The organism is Burkholderia sp. BKH01 (assembly GCF_025685725.1).
Taxonomy (GTDB): Bacteria; Pseudomonadota; Gammaproteobacteria; order Burkholderiales; family Burkholderiaceae; genus Burkholderia; species Burkholderia pyrrocinia_C.
The window spans coordinates 169269-188876 of sequence record NZ_JAOTQT010000005.1 but is presented as its reverse complement, the minus strand read 5'-3'; the positions used below and the strand labels follow the sequence as shown (position 1 = coordinate 188876).

The following is a 19608-nucleotide window of genomic DNA, read 5'->3' as shown; positions in this document are numbered from 1 at the left end:
CCAAGCCGCACAAGCTCGCCTATCACCCGACCTCAATCCCGACAAGGCACAGCGCCAGAAAACCCACCCCGATAGCAACCAGATTGCACCGCCAGCAAACGTTGTCGACACCAAAAGGTTGCGCCGTCATTGCTACCGACTGTCACATCATCCCTACGTGTTTTCCCTCACTCGACCGGCATTTTTGACAGACGATTTAAAAACGCCCATATAATTTCGGCTGCCTTGCCAACGGCTGTCGGACCATCCCTCCGATCAAGCGGTTTGGCAAGCGGGGCAGGCGAAACGCTTGCGCAATGCAAGACGCATCACGATGTCTTTCCGAACCAGACGTCCCCTTCGGGGACTGCAAGAGCCGGGCCCCGCTACGCAACATTCCGCCGGAGTTCCGTCTTCTATGTGTCTCGGGCGTGTCCCATGTCCTCGCCCCGGGTGCTGTTCGATTGCGCAAGTCATGCCGCCTTTGCCCGTATGACTAAACAACATCGAGGAGCTCCCAGATGACGCTGTCCCGTCTTACGTCCATTTCCGTCGCCGCCGTGCTGTTCGCCGCGGGCGCCGCCGCCGCGCAAGCGGAAACCGTGAAGATCGCCATCGCTGGTCCGATGAGCGGCTCGGTCGCCCAGTACGGCGACATGGTGAAGGCCGGCGCGCTGACCGCGATCGAGCAGATCAACGCGGCAGGCGGCGCGGGCGGCAACAAGTTCGAAGTGGTGATGATGGACGACGCATGCGAACCGAAGCAGGCCGTCGCCGTCGCCAACAAGATCGTCAGCCAGAAGATCAAGTACGTGATCGGCCACGTGTGCTCGGGTTCGACGATTCCCGCGTCCGACATCTACGAAAACGAAGGCATCGTGATGGTCACGCCGTCGGCCACCGCGCCGCAGCTGACCGAAGGCAAGAAGCGCCACTTCATCTTCCGCACGATCGGCCGTGACGACCAGCAAGGCCCGGCCGCCGCGCATTACATCATCAACAACGTGAAGCCGAAGAAGGTCGCTGTCCTGCACGACAAGCAGTCGTACGGCCAGGGCATCGCGTCGTCGGTGAAGAAGGACCTCGAAGCCGCGAAGATCCCGGTCGTGCTGTTCGAAGGCGTCAACGCCGGCGATTCCGACTACTCGGCGATCATCACGAAGCTGAAGTCGCAAGGCGTCGATTTCGTCTACTTCGGCGGCTATCACCCGGAAATGGGCCTGCTGATGCGCCAGGCGCGCGAGCAGGGCGTGAAGGCAACGTTCATGGGCCCCGAAGGCGTGGGCAACAAGGACGTGACGGCGATCGCCGGCCCGGCTTCGGAAGGCATGCTCGTCACGCTGCCGGCCGACTTCTCGGCCGACCCGGCCAACGCGGCGCTCGTGAAGGCGTTCGCGGACAAGAAGCGCGACCCGAACGGCCCGTTCCAGATGCCGTCGTACGCAGCGGTGAAGATCATCGCCGACGCGATCGCGGGAGCGAAGACGACCGATCCGACCAAGGTCGCCGCGTACATGCACAAGACGACGTTCGACACGCCGATCGGCAAGGTGTCGTATGACGCACAGGGCGACCTGAAGGCGTTCAAGTTCGTCGTGTACACGTGGCACAAGGACGCGACGAAGACCGCCGCCAAGTAATACGGAGTACCCGCCCCGCGCACCCGCTCTGCCCGTCACCCGGGCGGAGCGCGTGCGCATTTGGCCGTTCCGCGGCCAACGGGCGGCCCGAGACGACACCGTGCGTTGCGCGCGGCCGCAGCCGTGATCCGGCTGTGGCAAGCGACGCGACGCCAACGGGAGCTTCCCGCACATGACTGACTTCTTTCCGCAATTCGCCCAGCAGCTGGTCAACGGCCTGACGCTGGGTGCGATCTATGCGTTGATCGCCATCGGCTATTCGATGGTCTACGGCATCATCGGCATGATCAACTTCGCCCACGGCGAGATCTACATGATCGGCGCGTACGTGGGCCTCGTGACCCTGACCGCGATCGGCATCTCCGCCGGTTATCCGCTGCCGCTCGTGCTCGGCGCCGCACTGATCGTGTCGGTGATCGTCACGGGCCTGTACGGCTTCGCGGTCGAGCGCGTCGCGTATCGGCCGCTGCGCGGCGGCCCGCGCCTCGTGCCGCTGATCTCCGCGATCGGCATGTCGATCTTCCTGCAGAACTACGTGCAGATCGGCCAGGGCGCGCGCGACGTGTCCGTGCCGGTGCTGATCTCCGGCGCGTTCGACATCCACCTCGGCGGCGACTTCGACGTGACCATCCCGTATTCGCGCCTGATGATCGTCTGCGTGACGGTCGTGCTGATGATCGCGCTCACGCTGTTCATCTCGCATTCGCGGATGGGCCGTGCGTGCCGCGCGTGCGCCGAGGACATGAAGATGGCGAACCTGCTCGGCATCGACACGAACCGCGTGATCTCGTTCACGTTCGTGCTCGGCGCGATGCTGGCCGCCGTCGGCGGCGTGCTGATCGGTCTGACGATCGGCAAGCTGAATCCGTATATCGGCTTCGTCGCGGGCATCAAGGCGTTCACCGCCGCGGTGCTCGGCGGGATCGGCAGCATCCCGGGCGCGATGCTCGGCGGCGTGCTGCTCGGCCTTGCCGAAACCTTCGCCGCAGGCTACATGCCGGCCGAGTACAAGGACGTCGTCGCGTTCGGCCTGCTCGTGCTGATCCTGCTCTTCCGCCCGACCGGCCTGCTCGGCAAGTCGGACATCGAAAAGGTTTAAGGGAGACGCAGATGAGTACAGTCATTTCCGTTCGCCGCCCGGCCGCCGACGCGTCGTTCGGCCAGGCGCTGAAGAATGCCATGGCCGCCGCATTCCTGACGGCGATCCTCACGATTCCCGTGCTCGGGCTGCAGTTGAAGCTCGACGGCTACCAGGTCGTGCTCACGCCGCACTGGCGGCCGGTGTGGATCGCGGTCGCGGCCGTGTTCCTGTTCCAGTTGTTCAAGCCGTGGCTCGTGCGCGCGAAATCGGCGGTGAAGCTGCCGGCGCTGCCCGCGATGGGCGCGCAGCAGCAGCGCGTGGTCGTGTGGGTGCTGCTCGCGGTCGGGCTCGTGTGGCCGTTCTTCGGCTCGCGCGGCGCGGTGGACGTCGCGACGCTCGCGCTGATCTACGTCATCCTCGGCCTCGGGCTGAACATCGTGGTCGGTTTCGCGGGGCTGCTCGATCTCGGTTATGTCGGGTTCTACGCGGTCGGCGGCTATACGTACGCGATGCTGAACCAGTATTTCGGGCTATCGTTCTGGGAATGCCTGCCGCTCGCCGCGATCGCGGCGGCGACGTTCGGCTTCCTGCTCGGCTTCCCCGTGCTGCGGCTGCGCGGCGACTATCTCGCGATCGTCACGCTCGGCTTCGGCGAAATCATCCGCCTGCTCGCGAACAACCTGACGAGCCTCACCGGCGGCCCGGATGGCATCTCGGGCATCGCGAAGCCAACGGTGTTCGGTTTCGAGATGGCGCGCTCGGCGAGCGTCGAAGGCGCGAAGACCTTCCATGAGCTGATCGGGCTGGAATACAGCGGCGAGCACATGGTGATCTTCCTGTACCTGATCGCGCTGGTGCTGGTCGGCTTCACGCTGTTCGTGACGAGCCGCCTGATCCGCATGCCGATGGGCCGCGCGTGGGAAGCGCTGCGCGACGACGAGATCGCATGCCGGTCGCTCGGCCTGAACCCGACGCGCATCAAGCTGTCGGCGTTCACGCTCGGCGCATCGTTCGCGGGGATCGGCGGTGCGTTCTTTGCGGCGCGCCAGGGCCTCGTGAATCCTGAATCGTTCACCTTCATCGAATCGGCGCTGATCCTCGCGATCGTCGTGCTCGGCGGGATGGGCTCGCAGCTCGGCGTGATTCTCGCGGCGATCCTGCTGACCGTGCTGCCGGAAGTCGCGCGCGGCTTCGCCGAGTACCGGATGCTGATCTTCGGTCTGGTGATGGTGTTGATGATGATGTGGCGTCCGCAGGGCCTGCTGCCCGCGAGCCGTCCCCACGTGGAGCTGCCGCAATGAGCGCGAATGCAGAACTGTTGAAGGTCGCCGGGCTGCAGATGCGCTTCGGCGGGTTGCTCGCGGTGGACGGCATCGATTTCGACGTGCGCCGCGACGAGGTGTTCGCGATCATCGGGCCGAACGGTGCGGGCAAGACCACGGTGTTCAATTGCGTCGGCGGCTTCTACAAGCCGACCTCCGGCGCGGTCGAACTCGACGGCCACCAGATCGCGGGGCTGCCGAGCCACAAGATCGCGGTGAAGGGCCTGGTGCGCACGTTCCAGAACATCCGCCTGTTCAAGTCGCTGACGGTGGTCGAGAATCTGCTCGTCGCGCAGCATCGCAAGGTGAAGGCGGGGCTGCTGCCCGGCCTGTTCTCGACGCCCGCGTATCGCCGCGCCGAGAAGGAAGCGCTCGAACGCGCGGCCGTGTGGCTCGACCGGATGGGGCTGAAGTCGGTCGCCAACCGGCCGGCCGGCACGCTGTCGTACGGGCACCAGCGGCGACTGGAGATCGCGCGCTGCATGATCACCGAGCCGCGGCTGCTGATGCTCGACGAGCCGGCGGCCGGCCTCAACCCGCAGGAGAAGATCGAGCTGCAGCACCTGATCGACAAGCTGCGCCGCGAGTTCGGCGTGTCGGTGCTGCTGATCGAACACGACATGAGTCTCGTGATGGGCGTGTCGGACCGCATCCTCGTGATGGAGCACGGCCGGCCGATCGTGATCGGCACGCCGGAAGCGGTTCGCAACGATCCGCGCGTGATCAAGGCGTATCTGGGGGAAGAGTGATGCTGAAGCTGGAACAGGTCCATACGCACTACGGCGCGGTCGAGGCGCTCGCGGGCGTGTCGATCGAGGTGAAGAAGGGCGAGATCGTCACGCTGATCGGCAGCAACGGCGCCGGCAAGACAACGCTGATGATGACCGTGTGCGGCACGCCGCGCGCATCGTCGGGCCGCGTGCTGTTCGAGGGCAACGACATCACCGCGATGTCGACGCACCAGATCATGCGGCAGGGGATGGCGATCTCGCCGGAAGGGCGGCGCGTGTTTCCGAGTTTGACGGTGCTCGAGAACCTGAAGATGGGTGGGTTCTTCGCGAGCCGTCACGAGATCGACGACGGCATCGAGCATGTGTTCAAGCTGTTTCCGCGTTTGAAGGAGCGTGCGATGCAGCGGGCCGGCACGATGTCGGGCGGCGAGCAGCAGATGCTCGCGATCGGCCGTGCGCTGATGAGCAAGCCGCGCTTGCTGCTGCTCGACGAGCCGACGCTCGGCCTCGCGCCGCTCGTGATCGCGCAGATCTTCGACATCATCCGGACGATTCGCGACGAAGGCGTCACGGTGTTCCTGGTCGAGCAGAATGCGAACAAGGCGCTGGGCGTGGCCGATCGCGGGTATGTGCTCGAAACCGGGCGCGTGGTGCTTGCCGATACGGGCGCGAATTTGCTCGCGAACGATCGGATCAAGCAGGCGTATCTCGGCGGTTGATGTACGATGCCGCCGGCCTGCAACGGGCCGGCGGCGCTGCCGACCTGCTTGCTGCGGTCTCGTACTTGCGATGCTTCCGCACGCTGGCCTGCAGAAAATAGGTAGCCGATTCGGCTTCGATCCTGGCCGATTCGGCTACATCTCAGTGGTCTGTCTGGATCGACGCAAATAGATGGCCATTGCTGCGTCGGATCTCAATCGCACTGCGGAGGACTCCGATGAAAGTCAAACGGATCGTCGCCAATATCGACACGCAATCGATCGACGACGCGAAGCGTTTCTATCAGCAGATCTTCGGTCTCGACCTGCTGATGGATCACGGCTGGATCGCGACGTACGGCAATGCCGAACAGATGGACGTGCAGATCAGCTTCGCATCGCAGGGCGGGTCGGACACGCCGACGCCCGACCTGTCGATCGAGGTCGACGATCTCGACGAAGCGCTCGCGCGTGTGCATGCGGCGGGCATTCCCGTCGAATACGGCCCGGCCGACGAGCCGTGGGGCGTGCGGCGTTTTTACGTGCGCGATCCGTTCGGCAAGCTCGTCAACGTGCTGGCGCATCGCTGACCCAAAACGGCGAACCGGCACCGGCGTTCACGCATGCAACGCCAGCCCCTTCACCGCTTTGTCCACGGCCTTCTTCGGCCCGTGCAACGCCAGTCCGACCAAATCGGGATTCGCCGCGTCCTCGGCGCGAAACACTTCGCGGTTGGCCGCGTCGTGCCCGGTCGAAAACATCGCGCGTACGTACGGCACGATCCGGAGTTCGCGCGACAGCGCCTGCCGGTGCGCGCCCTGCAATCCGTTCAAATCGGCCGCGAACACCAGCATCGGCTGGCCGAACATCCTGCCGTAGCGATTTCCGGCCGCGTCCTCGTAAGGCTCGCCGAGCGCTTCGCGCGCGCCGGCTGCGACGCCCGTCGCGAGAAACGCGACGACATTGAGTTTCTGCCACGCCGCGAGATCGTCTCGCACGATCAGTGCCACTTTCGTATCGAACATGCTTGCTCCTCATTGGGGCAGTCATGATCGGATGCCGCGCGCGATCAGTCTGGAACGTTTGTGCACATTTGCCGGTAGGCAGCCGGCGTGATCCGGTAAGCGCGGCGAAACCAGCGGCCCAGATGGCTCTGGTCGGCGAAGCCGACGTCCGCGGCCGCCTGCGCAGGCGTGCGACCGGCCGCCAGCAGCCGCCTCGCGGCCCGCAGGCGCAAGCGAACCAGATACGCGTGCGGCGATGTGCCGAACGCGCGTTGAAACAGCCGGGTCAGCCGAAACCGGTCGATCCCGGCGACGCTGGCGAGTTCGTCGAGCCCGAGGTTGCCGTCCATCTGCGCATGCAGCAGATCGCGCACGCGCGCGATCGCGGGCGGCACGACACCGCTTTCCAGCGCGAGCGGGCCGCGCAGTTCGCCGCCGAGTTGCGTCAGCAGGCGGTCGAGCGTCTGGTCGCGCGCGAGCCTGCCCTCATTGCCGTGGATCGCGAGAAACGCCTGCCGGATCGCGTCGACAAGGCCGCGGTCGTCGACGAGCGTATGGCCGAACGTGGCCTCGACGCCGCCCAGGCCCGGCAGATCCAGCCGGCGCGCCGCGCGCTCGACCCATGCTTGCGGCAGGTACAGCATCCCGTAGGTGAAGCCGCCCGCTTCGGGCGCATGGCCATCGTGCGTCGCGCCCGGCTCGATCAGGATCGCGCGGCCGGGCACGCTCGTATGCAGCGACCGATGGCACTGGAATTGCTGGACGCCCTGTTCGGTGAAGCCGACCAGCATGTCGTCGTGATCGTGCGCATCGTACGCATGGCCGTTGAAATGCGCATGCAGGCTTTCGATGCCGGTTTCCGGATCGCGGCGCGCGACGAGCCAGTGGTCGGTCGTGCCGATGTCCTTTGCCGTTGTCGTCATGGGATGCCTCGCGCGTCGTCGTTGCGTGACCGGTAGTGTACGCAGGTGCGAGGATGCTCGATGCGTCGGGGCCGATCACCCATGCGCAGGATGTTGCCGAAGCTGTGTGGCGCGCGGCGACGGATCCGTCGAGCCCGATGCGCATTCCGGCCGCTGCCGATGCCGAAGCGTGGGCGGCCGAAACGCGCTGATCGATCGGGAATCCGTCGCGCCGGTCGCTCGAACCGGCGCGACGAATCGCACGATGCGGAAAAGGGCGTTACCGCGCGGCGGCGTTACACCGCGCGTTCGATCGCCTGTCCGAGCAGCGACAGGCCGAGGTCGATCTCTTCCTCGCTGACGGTCAGCGGCGGTGCGATCCGGAACACACCGCCCATGCCGGGCAACTGCACGATGTTCATGCTGAGCCCGAGGCTCATGCACTCGCGCGTGATTTTCGCGCCGAGCCCGTCCGCCGGTTCTTTCGTGCGGCGATCCTTGACGATCTCGACGCCGAGCAGCAGCCCGCGTCCGCGCACGTCGCCGATGCAGTCGAACCGTTCCATCAGGTCGAGCAGGCCGCGCCTGAGCCGGTCGCCCATCGCGTTGGCCCGGGCGACGAGCCCGTCGCGCTGCACGACGTCGAGCACGCGCAGGCCGACGGCCGCGGGCAGCGGATCCGACACGTGCGTCGTGTAGAACAGGTAGCCGAGTTCGTGCGCGCGTTCCTCGATCGCCGCGGACGTCACGATGGCCGCGAGCGGCAGCCCGGCGCCGAGCGTTTTCGACAGCGTCAGGATGTCGGGCGTCACGCCGTCGCGCTGGCACGCGAACATCGTGCCGGTGCGCCCGACGCCCGTCTGCGCCTCGTCGAGGATCAGCAGCATCCCGCGCTCCTCGCACTTGCGCTTGAGCGCCGCCATGTAGCCTTCCGGCAATTCGATGATCCCGCCCGAACTGAGGATCGGCTCCGCGATGAACGCCGCGAGGTTGCCGCTCGACTGGCGATCGATCAGGTCGAACGCGTAGTCGAGTTCGGCAAGATGGTCGTAGGCGCCGTTGCGCTCGAAGCGCGGCCGGTACGTGAACGGCGCCGGAATCGCGAACGAGCCGACGGCGGCCGGGCCGACACCCTTGCGGCCGGCACTGTACGTTGCCGATGCGGCCGCGCCCGTCATCCCGTGCCACGACTGCGCGAAGCCGACGATCTCGTACTTGCCGGTGACGAGCTTCGCCATCCGGATTGCCGCTTCGTTCGATTCCGCGCCGGTGCTGAGCAGCAGCGCGCGGTCGAGCCCGTCGGGCGTGATGTCGGCGAGGCGCGTAGCGAGATCGACGACCGGCCGCGACAGCATCCCGCTGAACAAATGGTCGAGTTTGCCCGCGTATTCGCCGATGACGGAGACGATCTCCGGATGGCTGTGGCCGAGCACCGCGCTCATCTGCCCCGACGTGAAATCGAGGATCGCGCGGCCGTCCGCGTCGTAGACGAAGCTGCCTTTCGCGCGCTCGATGATCATCGGCTCGAACGTGCCGCCGTAGCGGACCAGGTGCTGCCTGGCGTTGCGCCAGAAGGTTGCGTCGTCGTTCAGGGACATCGGGCTTCTCCGGGCAAAGGGGGCAGGGATCGCTTGCAGTCTAGGCGCGCGTCTGGTTTGATGGAAACGAATAGTTCTTATGCAAGGTAGAAAAGGAGCTAATACCTTGGGACTCTCGCTCGAAATCGACCTGCTGCGTTCGTTCGTCGTGATCGCCGAGGTGCGCGCGCTCAGCCGCGCGGCCGCGCGCGTCGGCCGGACCCAGTCCGCGCTCAGCCAGCAGATGAAGCGGCTCGAGGATATCGTCGACCAGCCGCTGTTCCAGCGCACCGGCCGCGGCGTGGTGCTGACCCACCCGGGTGAGCGGTTGCTCGTGCATGCGCAGCGCATCCTGCGGCTGCACGACGAGGCGATGGCCGACCTGTGCGGCACGGGGTTGTCGGGGACCATCCGGTTCGGGTGCCCGGACGATTACGCGGAGGTGTTTCTGCCGTCGCTGCTGCGGCAGTTTTCGAGCCAGCATCCGCAGGCGATCGTTGAAATCGTATGCGGGCCGACGCCGCGGCTGCTCGAACAACTGGAGAAACGCGCGGTCGATCTCGCAATGATTTCATTGCCGGACGAAGGGCCGAACGACGACATCATTCGCCGTGAGCAACTGGTCTGGATCGGCTATCCGGGGCTCGAGCCCGCGCATTTCGATCCGCTGCCGCTCGCGCTTTCCGATCGCGATACGCTCGATCACATCGCGGCTTGCGAAGCATTGCATCGCGCCGGCCGCGCTTACCGCGTCGCGTATGCGAGCAGCAGTCTCGCGGGACTGATCGCGCTGGTGCGCTCGGGGCAGGCGTTCGCGGTGATGACGCAGACGGCGGTGCCGGCCGACCTGGCGATCGTCAACGGCGATCCGCGGTTGCCGCCGTTGCCGGCGGTGGGCATTACGCTGAGGTTCGACCGGAAACGGCCTTCGCATCTGACGACGGCGTTCGCCGAGCATATCCGCGCGGTGTTGCCGGTGCTGTGACAGGTGGGAATGTCGACCCGAACGCGCAAACCGGGAGCGATCGTTCCGCAGGTCGGTGGGTGCCGTCGCCGGTCGAAGCCTGATTCACGCGCGCACGGGCTTTTTCAGCATGTCGAGCACTTCGTCGACCATCGGGTGATGGCGTTGGGTGTTCCATACGGCTGCTGCCGTCACGACCATGACCTTTTCCTTCAGCGGGCGAACGACCACATTCTCCGGCGCCAGCTTGCGCATTGAAGCCGGCACGAGCGCCACGCCCTGACCGCAACCGACGTACGCAATTTGCGAAGTCACCGATCGAACTTCATGCACGACGCGCGGCGTCAGGCCATGCGTGCGGAAGACCGACATCAGCATGTCGAAGTAAACGGGGCTGACTTGCCGCGCCGACATGATCAGCTGTTCACCCATCAGCGATCGGAGCCGTACCCTGGGCATCGCGGCAAGGGGATGTTCCTTCGGTAGCGCCACGGCGAGGCGATCCTCCGCGAGCGGCAGCGTCGCGATGCCGTTTGCCACTTCGCCGTCGACGCGCACAAACGCGAGATCGAGCTCGCCGGCTTCCAGTGCGGGAATCGCGTCGACACTGTCGATCTCGTTGACGAATACGGTCAAATCCGGATGCGCGCGCTTGAGCGCATCCAGCAACGGCGGGACCGTATCGAGCATCGCGGACGTAATCGCGCCCACGTGCAGCACGCCCGACTGACCGGCCGCGACCTCACGCACCACGCGTTGCAACCGTTCGGCCTGTCCTGCGAATTGCCTGACGGCCGGCAGGATCGCGGCACCCGCGGGGCTGAGCTGCGTTCCCTGCCGCGAGCGATAGAACAACTGCAGCTTCAGCGATTGTTCCAGCACCTTGATCTGCTCGGTCAGCGGCGGTTGCGACATGTTCAGCCGCTTCGCCGCCCGTCCGAAATGCTGCTCCTCGGCGACGGCGAGGAACATCCAGAGTTGCCGGATCAGCCGGTAGTCGATCGTATTGCTCATGGCGGGTGCGTCCAGGGTGGAATGATGCCGATGCCGTCGCCGGAGCAGCCTACGTGACGACGCATTGTCGCCGCCGCCAGCCGGCGACGGTGCGCATTCGTATTCCTGAAATCGTATCAGGCAGATACGAAATACGAAATTTACATACCACGCTGCCGAGGCGACGATGGCCCCACTTGTCAACGGGGGACCAGCGTGATGAACCAGCCTTCCTTACTCGACCGCCTTGCCGCGCTGGACACGAACACCGTGTCGGATGCGCTCGACTTTCTGGGCCTGCCCGGTGCGACGGTCGGTTTGCGCCCGCTGTGGGCATGCCCGAGGATCGTCGGGCGGGCCAGCACCATCCAACTCGGTCCGAAGACGGATGCCAGGCCGACCGTGCATCTCATTTCGCCGGTCGTCGACGCCGTTGTCACGGACGACCGCGTGCTCGTGATCGCCGGCGGCGCGGACGGCATTTCCTGCTGGGGCGACATCCTGGCCAACGCGGCGACCGCCAGGCGGATCCGCGGCTCGGTGATCGACGGATCGAGCCGCGACATCGAAGGCAGCGAATCGATCGGCTACCCGGTTTACGGGCGCGGTATCACCATGATCAGCGCGCGTAACCGTGTGGTTCAGGTCGATTCCGGCACGCCGGTGCAGATGGCCGGTGTGACGGTGCACCAGGACGATTACGTGATCGCGGACCGCTGCGGCACGGTTTTCGTGTCCGCGATGCGCATCGCGGACGTACTCGATCTCGGCGAGCGTATCGCGAAGCGGCAGGACGGCATGGTGGCCGCGGTGCGCGCCGGCCGCCCGGTCGCTGAAGTGATGCATGACAAGGAATTCGAAGCAATTGCGGTGCGCTGAGCGCCGATCTTTTACCTGGAGTATTGGATATGACGAATCCGAGCAAGGCTCGAGCGGAAGACCGGGAACTGGTCGCGCTGTTCGCGGGCCTCGATACGCCCGGTGTGTCGGACGCGATGGACAAGCTGGGGCTGCACGGGCAGGCACTGGGTGTCATGCCGCTGACCGATTATCCGCACGTCGTCGTCGGCCCTGCGTTCACGGTCAAGTACGTGCCGGCCAGCGTGCCGCCCGGCACCGTCGGCGATTTCATCGACGACGTTGCGCAAGGCGATGTCGTCGTGATCGATAACGACGGCCGCACCGACTGCACCGTATGGGGCGACATCATGACCCAGTACGCGGGGCTGCGCGGCATCGCGGGCACCGTGATCGACGGCGTGTGCCGCGACGTGAACAAGGCGCTGCGCGACAACTACCCGTTGTTCACGGCCGGGCGCTTCATGCGTACCGGCAAGGATCGCGTGCAGGTCGAAGCGGTGAACGCCACCGTCGGGATCGGCACCGTGCGCGTGGCGGCACGCGACATCGTCGTCGCGGATGCCAACGGCGTCGTCATCGTGCCGCGCGGCCGTGCGCGCGAAGTGGCTGAAGTCGCTCGGCAGATCGAAGAAACCGAATCGCGCATTCGCGAACAGCTCGCACTCGGCAAGACGCTCGGCGAAGCGCGCGCCGCGCTCGGCTACCACACGCTGCAAAGGAAAGCCTGATGTCCACGATCAACACCTACCGTGCGGAAATGCTCGACCAGGCTCGCACGCTCGGAACTTCCACGCTCTACGAAGCGTCCGGCCTTGCCACCAGTTCGGTCGATCCCGCCATTCGCACGGTATGGCCGGGCGCGTCGGTCGCCGGCCCGGCCTATCCGCTCGAATGTTCGCCGGGCGACAACCTGTCGATCCACATTGCGATGGAGCAGGTGCCGCGCGGCAGCGTGCTCGTCGTATCGACCGGCGGCTTCGTGTCAGGCTATTGGGGCGAAGTGCTGACGGTGGCGGCCGAAGCGGCCGGCGTCGTAGGGCTCGTGATCGACGGCGGCGTGCGCGACATCGCGGCGCTGGTTGCGCGGCGCTTTCCGGTATTCACGCGCGGCATATCGATGCGCGGCACGATCAAGGCGAGCGCGCCTTCGGTCGGGCAGCCGCTCAGCTTTGCCGGCACGCCGGTGGCGGCCGGCGATCTGGTCGTCGCGGACGATGACGGCGTCCTCGTGATTCCGATGGCCCATGTAGAACGGACGCTGACCCACGGGCAGGCGCGTGCCGACAAGGAAGCGCGGATGATGGACGCGTTGCGCGCAGGCCGCAGCACGCTGGACCTGATGGGCCTGACGAACTGGAGGGCCGCGCGATGAACGCACCGATCGACACGCTGAACCGCTTCCTGGCCGCGGCGCGCCCGTCGGCCACCTACAAGGTGATGGACCGCGTGGCCGCACGGCGCGCCGGAGGTGCCGCGGTGATTTCGCTGAGCGCCGGCGAGCCGGACTTCGATACGCCCGAGCACGTGCGCGAGGCCGGCGTCGCGGCGATCCGTGCGGGCCACACACGCTACACGCAGGTGGCAGGGCTGCGCGCGTTGCGCGAAGCGATCGCCGACAAGTTCCGGCGCGAGAACGGGCTCGACGTGGATTGGCGCGACACGCTCGTCTGCAGCGGCGGCAAGCAGGTGATCTTCAATGCGCTGGCCGCGACCCTGAACGAAGGCGACGAAGTCGTCGTACCGGCGCCGTACTGGGTCAGCTATCCGGAGATCGTGCAGCTTTGCGGTGGCCGATCCGTTGCCGTCGCCTGCGGCGCGGAAAGCGGCTTCAAGCTCACGCCGGACGCACTGCAGGCGGCAATCACGCCGCGCACGCGGTGGCTGATCCTGAACTCGCCGTCCAATCCGACGGGTGCGGTTTACAGCCGCGCGGAACTGCAGGCGCTGGCCGGCGTCCTGCTTGCCCATCCGCATGTGCTGGTGCTGTCCGACGATATCTACGAGCACCTGATTTTCGACGGCATCGAGTTCTTCACGATCGCGCAGGTCGAGCCGCGCCTGCGCGAACGCGTGCTGACGATGAACGGCGTGTCCAAGGCCTACGCGATGACGGGCTGGCGCATCGGTTTCGGTACCGGGCCGCGCTGGCTGATCGATGCGATGGAGAAGCTTCAGGGGCAGCAGACGTCCGGCGCGTCGACGATCTCGCAGCACGCCGCATTGGCTGCGCTGACCGGGCCGCAGGAGTTCATCGTGCACTCCCGCGCCGCATTCCAGCGCCGTCGCGATCTCGTCGTCGAGCACCTCAACCAGGCGCCCGGGTTGCGGTGCGACGTCCCGCAGGGTGCGTTTTATGCGTTCGCGTCGTGCGAGGCACTGATCGGCAAGACGACACGTGCGGGCGTGCGACTCGAAAGCGACGAAGACGTGGTGAGTGCATTGCTCGACGAAGCCGGCGTCGCCACCGTGCATGGCAGTGCTTTCGGACTGGGTCCGTACATCCGGATCGCTTACGCCCTGGACGACCCGTCGTTGCAACGCGCATGCGCGGCGGTCCAGGACTTCTGCCGGACGCTGGCGGGTTGAACGTCGTTGCCAGGTTCCGGCAGTCCCGCCTTGGTCGGCGCGTGTCGCGCCGAGGCGGGCGCTACGCCATCTCTACTCGGGAATCGATTGGATGACTGATGAATTTTCCCCGTCGCGGTTTTCGTTCGCCGTCGACAACACCGAACTGGATGTGTCGGCCATTTATCGCGGCGGCGACAAGACGCCGATCGTGTTCCTCCACGGCTTCGGTTCGACGAAGGAAGACTACGCGGACATCGTGCGCTATCGCCAATTCGCCGGCCGGCCTTTCGTTGCATACGACGCGCCTGGCTGCGGCGAAACAAGGTGCGCGGACCTGTCGAAGATCTCGATCCCGTTCCTCGTCGAAACGGCATTGAACGTGATCGACCGGATGGGCTTCGAGCGATTCCATCTGGTCGGACATTCGATGGGCGGGCTGACGGCGCTGATGCTCGCACACCGGTATCCGGAACGCGTGCTGAGCTTTGTCGACATCGAAGGGAACGTTGCCCCCGAGGATTGTTTCCTGAGCCGCCAGATCGTCGACCATCCGCGCGACGGCGCAGACCGTTTCCTCGACGATTTCATCGAGCGAACCCGTCGTGCACCTGCGTATGCGAGCGCGCTGTACGCGGCCAGCTTGCGTCACAAGGTGCGCGCGGAAGCGGTTGGCGGGATATTCCGTTCGATGGTCGATCTGTCCGACAACGGCGACCTGATGCGTAAATTCCTCGGGCTGCCGTTCCCGCGGATGTTCATGTACGGCGAGCAGAACGCGTCGCTTTCGTACTTGAGCGCTCTCGAGGCACAGGGTGTCGCGCTATCCGAAATTCCGGATTGCGGGCATTTTCCGATGTATTCGAACCCGGTATTGATGTGGAAAGCCATCGCCGAATTCCATGCGCACGGAGGTTGACGCGGTGCGTCGAGGCAGAGCTGCGGACAGTAAGCGAGCGTTCGGACCGGATGCAGTCCGCTATGAGGCCGGCACGACGGCGGAGTCGTGTCGCGTGTCGCAGAGGATCTCGACGAGTTTGTCGCGAGATATTCTTGTCGCTTGGATTGCGCGGCACGCAGACCCGCGGATCCCGTTGCGACCAGGGTTCTTCGAGTTCGACGATGGCGAACTGTTGATGATCGCCCGGTTCGATGGCCGTTCGCGGCACGATGCCGATGCCGGCGCCGGATGCGACCAGTCGGGAGATCGCGCGATACCCGGAAACCTGGACGCTAACGTCCAGGCGTCCGCCGAGCGCCGCGGCGTGATTCATCAGGAACGTATGCAGTGCCGCGCCCGCAACGTCCTTTACGCGCGGGTCAATCGCCGTGCAGCCAGCAGCCCGAGCGCGAGCAGCACCGCGACATACGCGGCGACGCTCGCCCACGCGCCGTGTTGCCAGAACGATCCGCCGACCGAGCCGAGCACGCTCGACCCGAGATAGTACGCAAGCAGGTACAGCGATGCGGCGTGCCCTTTCGCCGATCCCGCGAGATGGCCGACCCAGCCGCTCGCGACCGCATGGGCGACGAAGAAGCCGATCGTGACGAGCACGATGCCGACGACGATCGCGACGAGCGAATGCGACAGCGTCAGTGCAAGGCCCGCCGCGAATACGAGAATGCCGCTGACCAGCACCGGTGCGCGTCCGAGGCGGTCGGCGAGCGCGCCGGCGCTCGATGAAGACACCATCCCGAACAGGTAGGCGCCGAAGATCAGGCCGCACTCGGTCGAGCTCAGGTTGAAAGGGGCCGCCGTGAGGCGGAACCCCGCATAGTTGTATATCGTCACGAACGCGCCCATCACCAGGAAGCCGATCGCGAACACGAACGGGAGCCGGGCGTGACGCAGTTGCGCGTTCCACAGCTGCAAATGGTGGCGCAGCGTCAGGTCGGTGCGCTTCACGAAGCGCCGCGATTGCGGCAGCAGCATCACGAAGGCGACCGCCGCGACGAGATCGACGACGCCGATCGTCAGCATCGCCGTGCGCCACGAGAAGTGCTCTTCCAGTGCGCTCATGCCGATCCGTCCGATCATGCCGCCGAACGCGGTCCCGCCGACATAGAGCCCCATCGAGAAACCGAGCCCCTCGGACGCGATTTCTTCCGCGAGATAGGCCATCGCGACCGCCGGGACGCCGCCCAGCGCGAAACCTTCGAGCGCGCGCCAGACCAGCAGAAGGTTCCAGTTGGGCGACAGCGCGGCGAGCACATTGAACAGGGCGGCCAGCGTCATCGACGCGAACATCAGCCCGCGTCGTCCGACGCGTTCGGACAGTGCGCCGGCGCACAAAATCGAGACCGCCAGCAACCCGGTCGACAACGACAACGACAGCGAACTCGACGCCGCGCCCAGCCCGAATTCCCGTGCGAACGCGGGAAGCAGCGGCTGGACGCAGTACAGCAGCGAGAAGGTGGAAAAGCCGGCGAGGAAGAGCGCCAGCGCGATGCGCTTGTACGCGGCCGAGCGCGGGGAAACGCCGGCAGGCAGCGCGTCGGGCGCGGCGTTCTGCGTTCCGGGCATGGGTCGGGAAATCGAAGGGGAGGACATGGAGCACTCGATGTGCGACGGAGTGCCTGAATTCTTGCGCACCGTCATGTATATGTCCAATATATGAAAGAAACCGCAGCGATATGTTTAACCACTGGCTGACGAGCCGGCCCGGCTCGCCGTGAGGTTACTAGCGAATGGAACTCAGGCATCTCCGATACTTTCTGGCCGTGGCGGCCACGTCGAATTTCACCAAGGCCGCTGAAACGCTCGGCATCGGTCAGCCGCCGTTGAGCCAGCAGATCAAGGCGCTCGAGAGCGAACTCGGCGTGGAGCTGTTCAAGCGGACCGCGCGCGGCGCCGAGCTGACGCTGGCGGGCGAGGTCTTCGCGGAAGAGGCGCGACGCGTGCTCGACGATGCCGAGCGTGCGGCACGGGCGGCAAGGCGGGCTGCGCGCGGGGAAACCGGCCATCTGCGGGTCGGCTTCACCGGGACGGCGGCGTTCAATTCGAAAGTGTCGGATCTGATTCGCCGATTTCGGGAGGCGTTTCCGGATGCGGAGCTGACGTTGCAGGAAGCGACCTCGGGCGTCCTGCTGGACGAGCTGGATGCAGGGCGCCTCGACGTCGCGATCGTGCGGCCGCAGCGTCGTGTCGCCGCGACGTTGCGGGTGTCCGAGTGGGACGAGGAACCGATGTTCGTCGCGCTGCCCGTCGCGCATCGGCTGGCGCAGCGTCGGCGCATCGATCTGGCCGAGCTGGCCGACGAATCGTTCGTGCAGGTGCCGCGGGAGGCTGGCAGCGCGCTGTTCGACGACATCGTCGCCGCATGCAACGCCGCCGGATTCGAGCCGCGCATGGCGCAACCTGCGCCGCAGATCACGTCCGCGGTGACGCTGGTCGCTGCCGGGCTCGGCGTGTCTGTCGTGCCGAAGGCGATTACGCAGGTGCAGGTTGCCGGGGTTGTCTATCGGCCGTTCGCGGGTCATGCGCTTCGTGCAAGGCTGGCCATTGCGTCGCGATGCGACGAGCCGTCGGCGGTCGTTCGCAATTTTCTGTTGCTGGCCTAGCGGTCGGCAGCCGCTGTGGGGAGAGCGGGCGTGCCGAATGTTGTGCTATTGCGCGTTGGGCAGGGTGGTGCTGCCCAACGGCGACGAGCCGCTCACTGTGCCGGCTGATGGCCCGCGTTCTGTCCGTTCAACGCTGCTACGCGTGCCTGGGCGGCCTGCAGGTTTTCCGGGAACGGTGTGCTTCTGGCCATGGACGGCTTATAACCCGCCCTTTCGATCTGAATGAGTTCGTTGCGAACTTCCGCACGGGTCTTCGCCGGCTGCTCCGGTTGGGCGAACGACACTGCGGGAACGGCGATCGTCGCCGCGATGGCAATAGCTTTAATAAAGGATTCCATAATAATTTACCTCCGATGCGGTTACGCGCGGCGCTCTATACCTTTTGTCAGCTGCCGATAAAAACAGTGTAGCTGAGACCGCATTGCGATGCTGGTAAAACATTATTGCTTAAGCGCGCAATTCGAGTTCTGCGCAGGTCACTTCGAAAAAATCGATCCATTCGATCGAAACGTTTGAGACATCGAGGAAGGAAAATGGCATAGCATCGACTGATCGAAGACATGCTGATTCGAAGGGCGCCCTGATCGACCGTCCGATAGAGAAGCCGGCAATGATCCGGATCGGGGCACCGGATGTTTTCCCCAGGCGGCGCGAGCTTCGCTCGAGTGATGAATCGGGTCGACCTGACCGCCTGCGTTCACTGCTGCGCAATGAATTGCTCGAGCAGATCCGGGCGATCGAACTTGTCTCGCCACCATTGCAACGCGCGTCCGGCTTCGTCGGTGCGCCAGGCCAGATAGCACTGGGCCGTTTCGCGCATCCCGGTCACGTGGCGCGTCACGAGCCTGCCTTCGTCGATCGCGCGGGCGGCAAGGCCTGCGGGAAGCGTGCCGACAGCAAGTCCTTCGCACTGCACCGCGAGCTTGGTCGCAAGGGTCGGTACCGCGAGGTAAGGTTGGGACGGTTGGAACGCCGCCGAGCGCAGGAGCGATTCGCGAGAAGGACCGCCGACCAGCGCGCAACGATATTGAGTCACGGCACTGAGCGTGATCGGTTCCGGCACTTTCGCGAGAGGGTGATGCGGCGCGACCGCAAACACATAACGCAGCGTGCCGATCGGGCGTGCGACGATGTCCGTCAGCGCCGGGGGCTCTCCCGTTGCGCCGACGACGAGATCCGCGCGCCCCGACACGAGCGCATCCCAGGTTCCGCCGAGCACCTCGGTCGACAAGCGCAAACGCGTGTCCATCTCGAGCGCGTCGAACTCATGCACGTAGGGCCAGAATCCTTCAAACGGCAGCACTTCATCGACGCACACGCGCAACTCGGTTTCCCAGCCATCGTGGATCCGCTGTGCTCTCAGTTCAAGTTGCTCGGCGGCAGCGAGCAGCCGGCGGCCTTCCTCGACGACGAAGCGCCCCGCGCGCGTCAGCTTCACGCGGCGGCCGCTGCGGTCGAACAAGGCGACCCCCAGGTCACTCTCGATCTTCTGCGCGAGATAGCTGAGGGTCGACGGCACGCGGTGCAGCAGGGGGGCCGCCTCGGCGAACGTGCTCGTCCGGTCGATCGCATCCAGTGCTTCGAGGGCTTCGAGTGACAGTTTCAATTCCGCTTTCCTCAGTGCAATAACGGGTGCATGTCCGACATGATTTCGTCGATCGTGGCCTGCCGCGAGCAGTCCGCGGCAGGTTATGCGGTGTGCAGCCGGTTCGATGGGCTGTCTGCTGTCG

Annotated in this window: 20 protein-coding genes and 1 pseudogene; 14 read left to right on the top strand and 7 right to left on the bottom strand. The window is 65.5% G+C overall.

From position 1 onward, the window contains the following. Positions 1-500: 500 nt before the first annotated feature. From OEJ37_RS10795 to OEJ37_RS10770, 6 genes are all read left to right on the top strand, one after another. Positions 501-1619 (top strand): branched-chain amino acid ABC transporter substrate-binding protein, encoded by a 1119-nt coding sequence (locus tag OEJ37_RS10795; RefSeq protein WP_175944128.1) that lies wholly within the window; start codon positions 501-503, stop codon positions 1617-1619. Between the two features lie 172 nt (positions 1620-1791). After that, on the top strand, positions 1792-2718 hold the full coding sequence (gene livH / locus OEJ37_RS10790) for a high-affinity branched-chain amino acid ABC transporter permease LivH (protein WP_085038717.1): 927 nt from the start codon (positions 1792-1794) through the stop codon (positions 2716-2718). Positions 2719-2729: 11 nt separating this feature from the next. Then, a complete protein-coding gene (locus OEJ37_RS10785; protein ID WP_175918448.1) occupies positions 2730-4001 on the top strand; it encodes a high-affinity branched-chain amino acid ABC transporter permease LivM in 1272 nt (423 codons plus the stop codon). Then, positions 3998-4771, top strand: a complete 774-nt coding sequence (gene livG / locus OEJ37_RS10780; protein ID WP_174417537.1) for a high-affinity branched-chain amino acid ABC transporter ATP-binding protein LivG — start codon at positions 3998-4000, stop codon at positions 4769-4771. The genes OEJ37_RS10785 and livG overlap by 4 nt, the downstream gene beginning before the upstream one ends. Beyond that, a complete protein-coding gene (locus tag OEJ37_RS10775) occupies positions 4771-5472 on the top strand; it encodes an ABC transporter ATP-binding protein (RefSeq protein WP_263344250.1) in 702 nt (233 codons plus the stop codon). Before livG ends, OEJ37_RS10775 begins: the two co-directional genes overlap by 1 nt. Positions 5473-5690: 218 nt before the next feature. Next, entirely contained in the window at positions 5691-6041 is a 351-nt protein-coding gene (locus tag OEJ37_RS10770) for a VOC family protein (RefSeq protein ID WP_263344249.1), read from the top strand. A gap of 27 nt (positions 6042-6068) precedes the next feature. Here the strand turns inward: OEJ37_RS10770 and OEJ37_RS10765 are convergent, their stop codons facing one another. Both OEJ37_RS10765 and OEJ37_RS10760 read right to left on the bottom strand, forming a co-directional pair. Continuing rightward, positions 6069-6476 (bottom strand): DUF2000 domain-containing protein, encoded by a 408-nt coding sequence (locus OEJ37_RS10765; RefSeq protein ID WP_263344248.1) that lies wholly within the window; start codon positions 6474-6476, stop codon positions 6069-6071. Between the two features lie 44 nt (positions 6477-6520). Continuing rightward, positions 6521-7378 (bottom strand): AraC family transcriptional regulator, encoded by an 858-nt coding sequence (locus OEJ37_RS10760; protein WP_263344246.1) that lies wholly within the window; start codon positions 7376-7378, stop codon positions 6521-6523. Positions 7379-7425: 47 nt separating this feature from the next. On the opposite strand from OEJ37_RS10760, the pseudogene OEJ37_RS10755 reads away from it, so the two are divergent. Then, positions 7426-7569, top strand: a pseudogene (locus OEJ37_RS10755) (short-chain dehydrogenase/reductase); the annotation flags it as partial. An 84-nt stretch (positions 7570-7653) separates the two neighbouring features. On the opposite strand, the gene OEJ37_RS10750 reads toward OEJ37_RS10755, so the two are convergent. After that, entirely contained in the window at positions 7654-8955 is a 1302-nt protein-coding gene (locus OEJ37_RS10750; RefSeq protein ID WP_263344245.1) for an aspartate aminotransferase family protein, read from the bottom strand. Positions 8956-9034: 79 nt separating this feature from the next. Between OEJ37_RS10750 and OEJ37_RS10745 the strand changes: the two genes are divergently transcribed. Next, positions 9035-9919 (top strand): LysR family transcriptional regulator, encoded by an 885-nt coding sequence (locus OEJ37_RS10745; RefSeq protein ID WP_174417532.1) that lies wholly within the window; start codon positions 9035-9037, stop codon positions 9917-9919. An 84-nt stretch (positions 9920-10003) separates the two neighbouring features. Here OEJ37_RS10745 and OEJ37_RS10740 read toward each other — a convergent pair whose 3' ends face one another. Beyond that, entirely contained in the window at positions 10004-10912 is a 909-nt protein-coding gene (locus OEJ37_RS10740; protein ID WP_263344391.1) for a LysR substrate-binding domain-containing protein, read from the bottom strand. 198 nt (positions 10913-11110) lie between these two features. Between OEJ37_RS10740 and OEJ37_RS10735 the strand changes: the two genes are divergently transcribed. From OEJ37_RS10735 to OEJ37_RS10715, 5 genes are all read left to right on the top strand, one after another. Next, complete coding sequence (locus tag OEJ37_RS10735) at positions 11111-11770, top strand: RraA family protein (RefSeq protein WP_263344243.1); 660 nt, start codon at positions 11111-11113, stop codon at positions 11768-11770. Between the two features lie 29 nt (positions 11771-11799). After that, positions 11800-12480 (top strand): RraA family protein, encoded by a 681-nt coding sequence (locus OEJ37_RS10730; RefSeq protein ID WP_174417529.1) that lies wholly within the window; start codon positions 11800-11802, stop codon positions 12478-12480. Then, complete coding sequence (locus OEJ37_RS10725) at positions 12480-13124, top strand: RraA family protein (RefSeq protein WP_175918443.1); 645 nt, start codon at positions 12480-12482, stop codon at positions 13122-13124. Before OEJ37_RS10730 ends, OEJ37_RS10725 begins: the two co-directional genes overlap by 1 nt. Continuing rightward, entirely contained in the window at positions 13121-14338 is a 1218-nt protein-coding gene (locus OEJ37_RS10720) for a pyridoxal phosphate-dependent aminotransferase (protein ID WP_263344242.1), read from the top strand. Before OEJ37_RS10725 ends, OEJ37_RS10720 begins: the two co-directional genes overlap by 4 nt. Positions 14339-14429: 91 nt before the next feature. Next, positions 14430-15236, top strand: a complete 807-nt coding sequence (locus OEJ37_RS10715) for an alpha/beta fold hydrolase (RefSeq protein ID WP_174417526.1) — start codon at positions 14430-14432, stop codon at positions 15234-15236. 390 nt (positions 15237-15626) lie between these two features. On the opposite strand, the gene OEJ37_RS10710 is transcribed toward OEJ37_RS10715, so the two are convergent. Beyond that, positions 15627-16868, bottom strand: coding sequence for an MFS transporter (locus tag OEJ37_RS10710; RefSeq protein WP_263344240.1), 1242 nt, complete (start codon positions 16866-16868; stop codon positions 15627-15629). A gap of 137 nt (positions 16869-17005) precedes the next feature. Between OEJ37_RS10710 and OEJ37_RS10705 the strand changes: the two genes are divergently transcribed. After that, on the top strand, positions 17006-17878 hold the full coding sequence (locus OEJ37_RS10705; protein ID WP_174417524.1) for a LysR family transcriptional regulator: 873 nt from the start codon (positions 17006-17008) through the stop codon (positions 17876-17878). 92 nt (positions 17879-17970) lie between these two features. Here OEJ37_RS10705 and OEJ37_RS10700 read toward each other — a convergent pair whose 3' ends face one another. Next, positions 17971-18216 (bottom strand): DUF4148 domain-containing protein, encoded by a 246-nt coding sequence (locus OEJ37_RS10700; protein ID WP_263344239.1) that lies wholly within the window; start codon positions 18214-18216, stop codon positions 17971-17973. Between the two features lie 359 nt (positions 18217-18575). After that, positions 18576-19484, bottom strand: coding sequence for a LysR family transcriptional regulator (locus OEJ37_RS10695; RefSeq protein ID WP_263344238.1), 909 nt, complete (start codon positions 19482-19484; stop codon positions 18576-18578). Between the last annotated feature and the right edge of the window lie 124 nt (positions 19485-19608).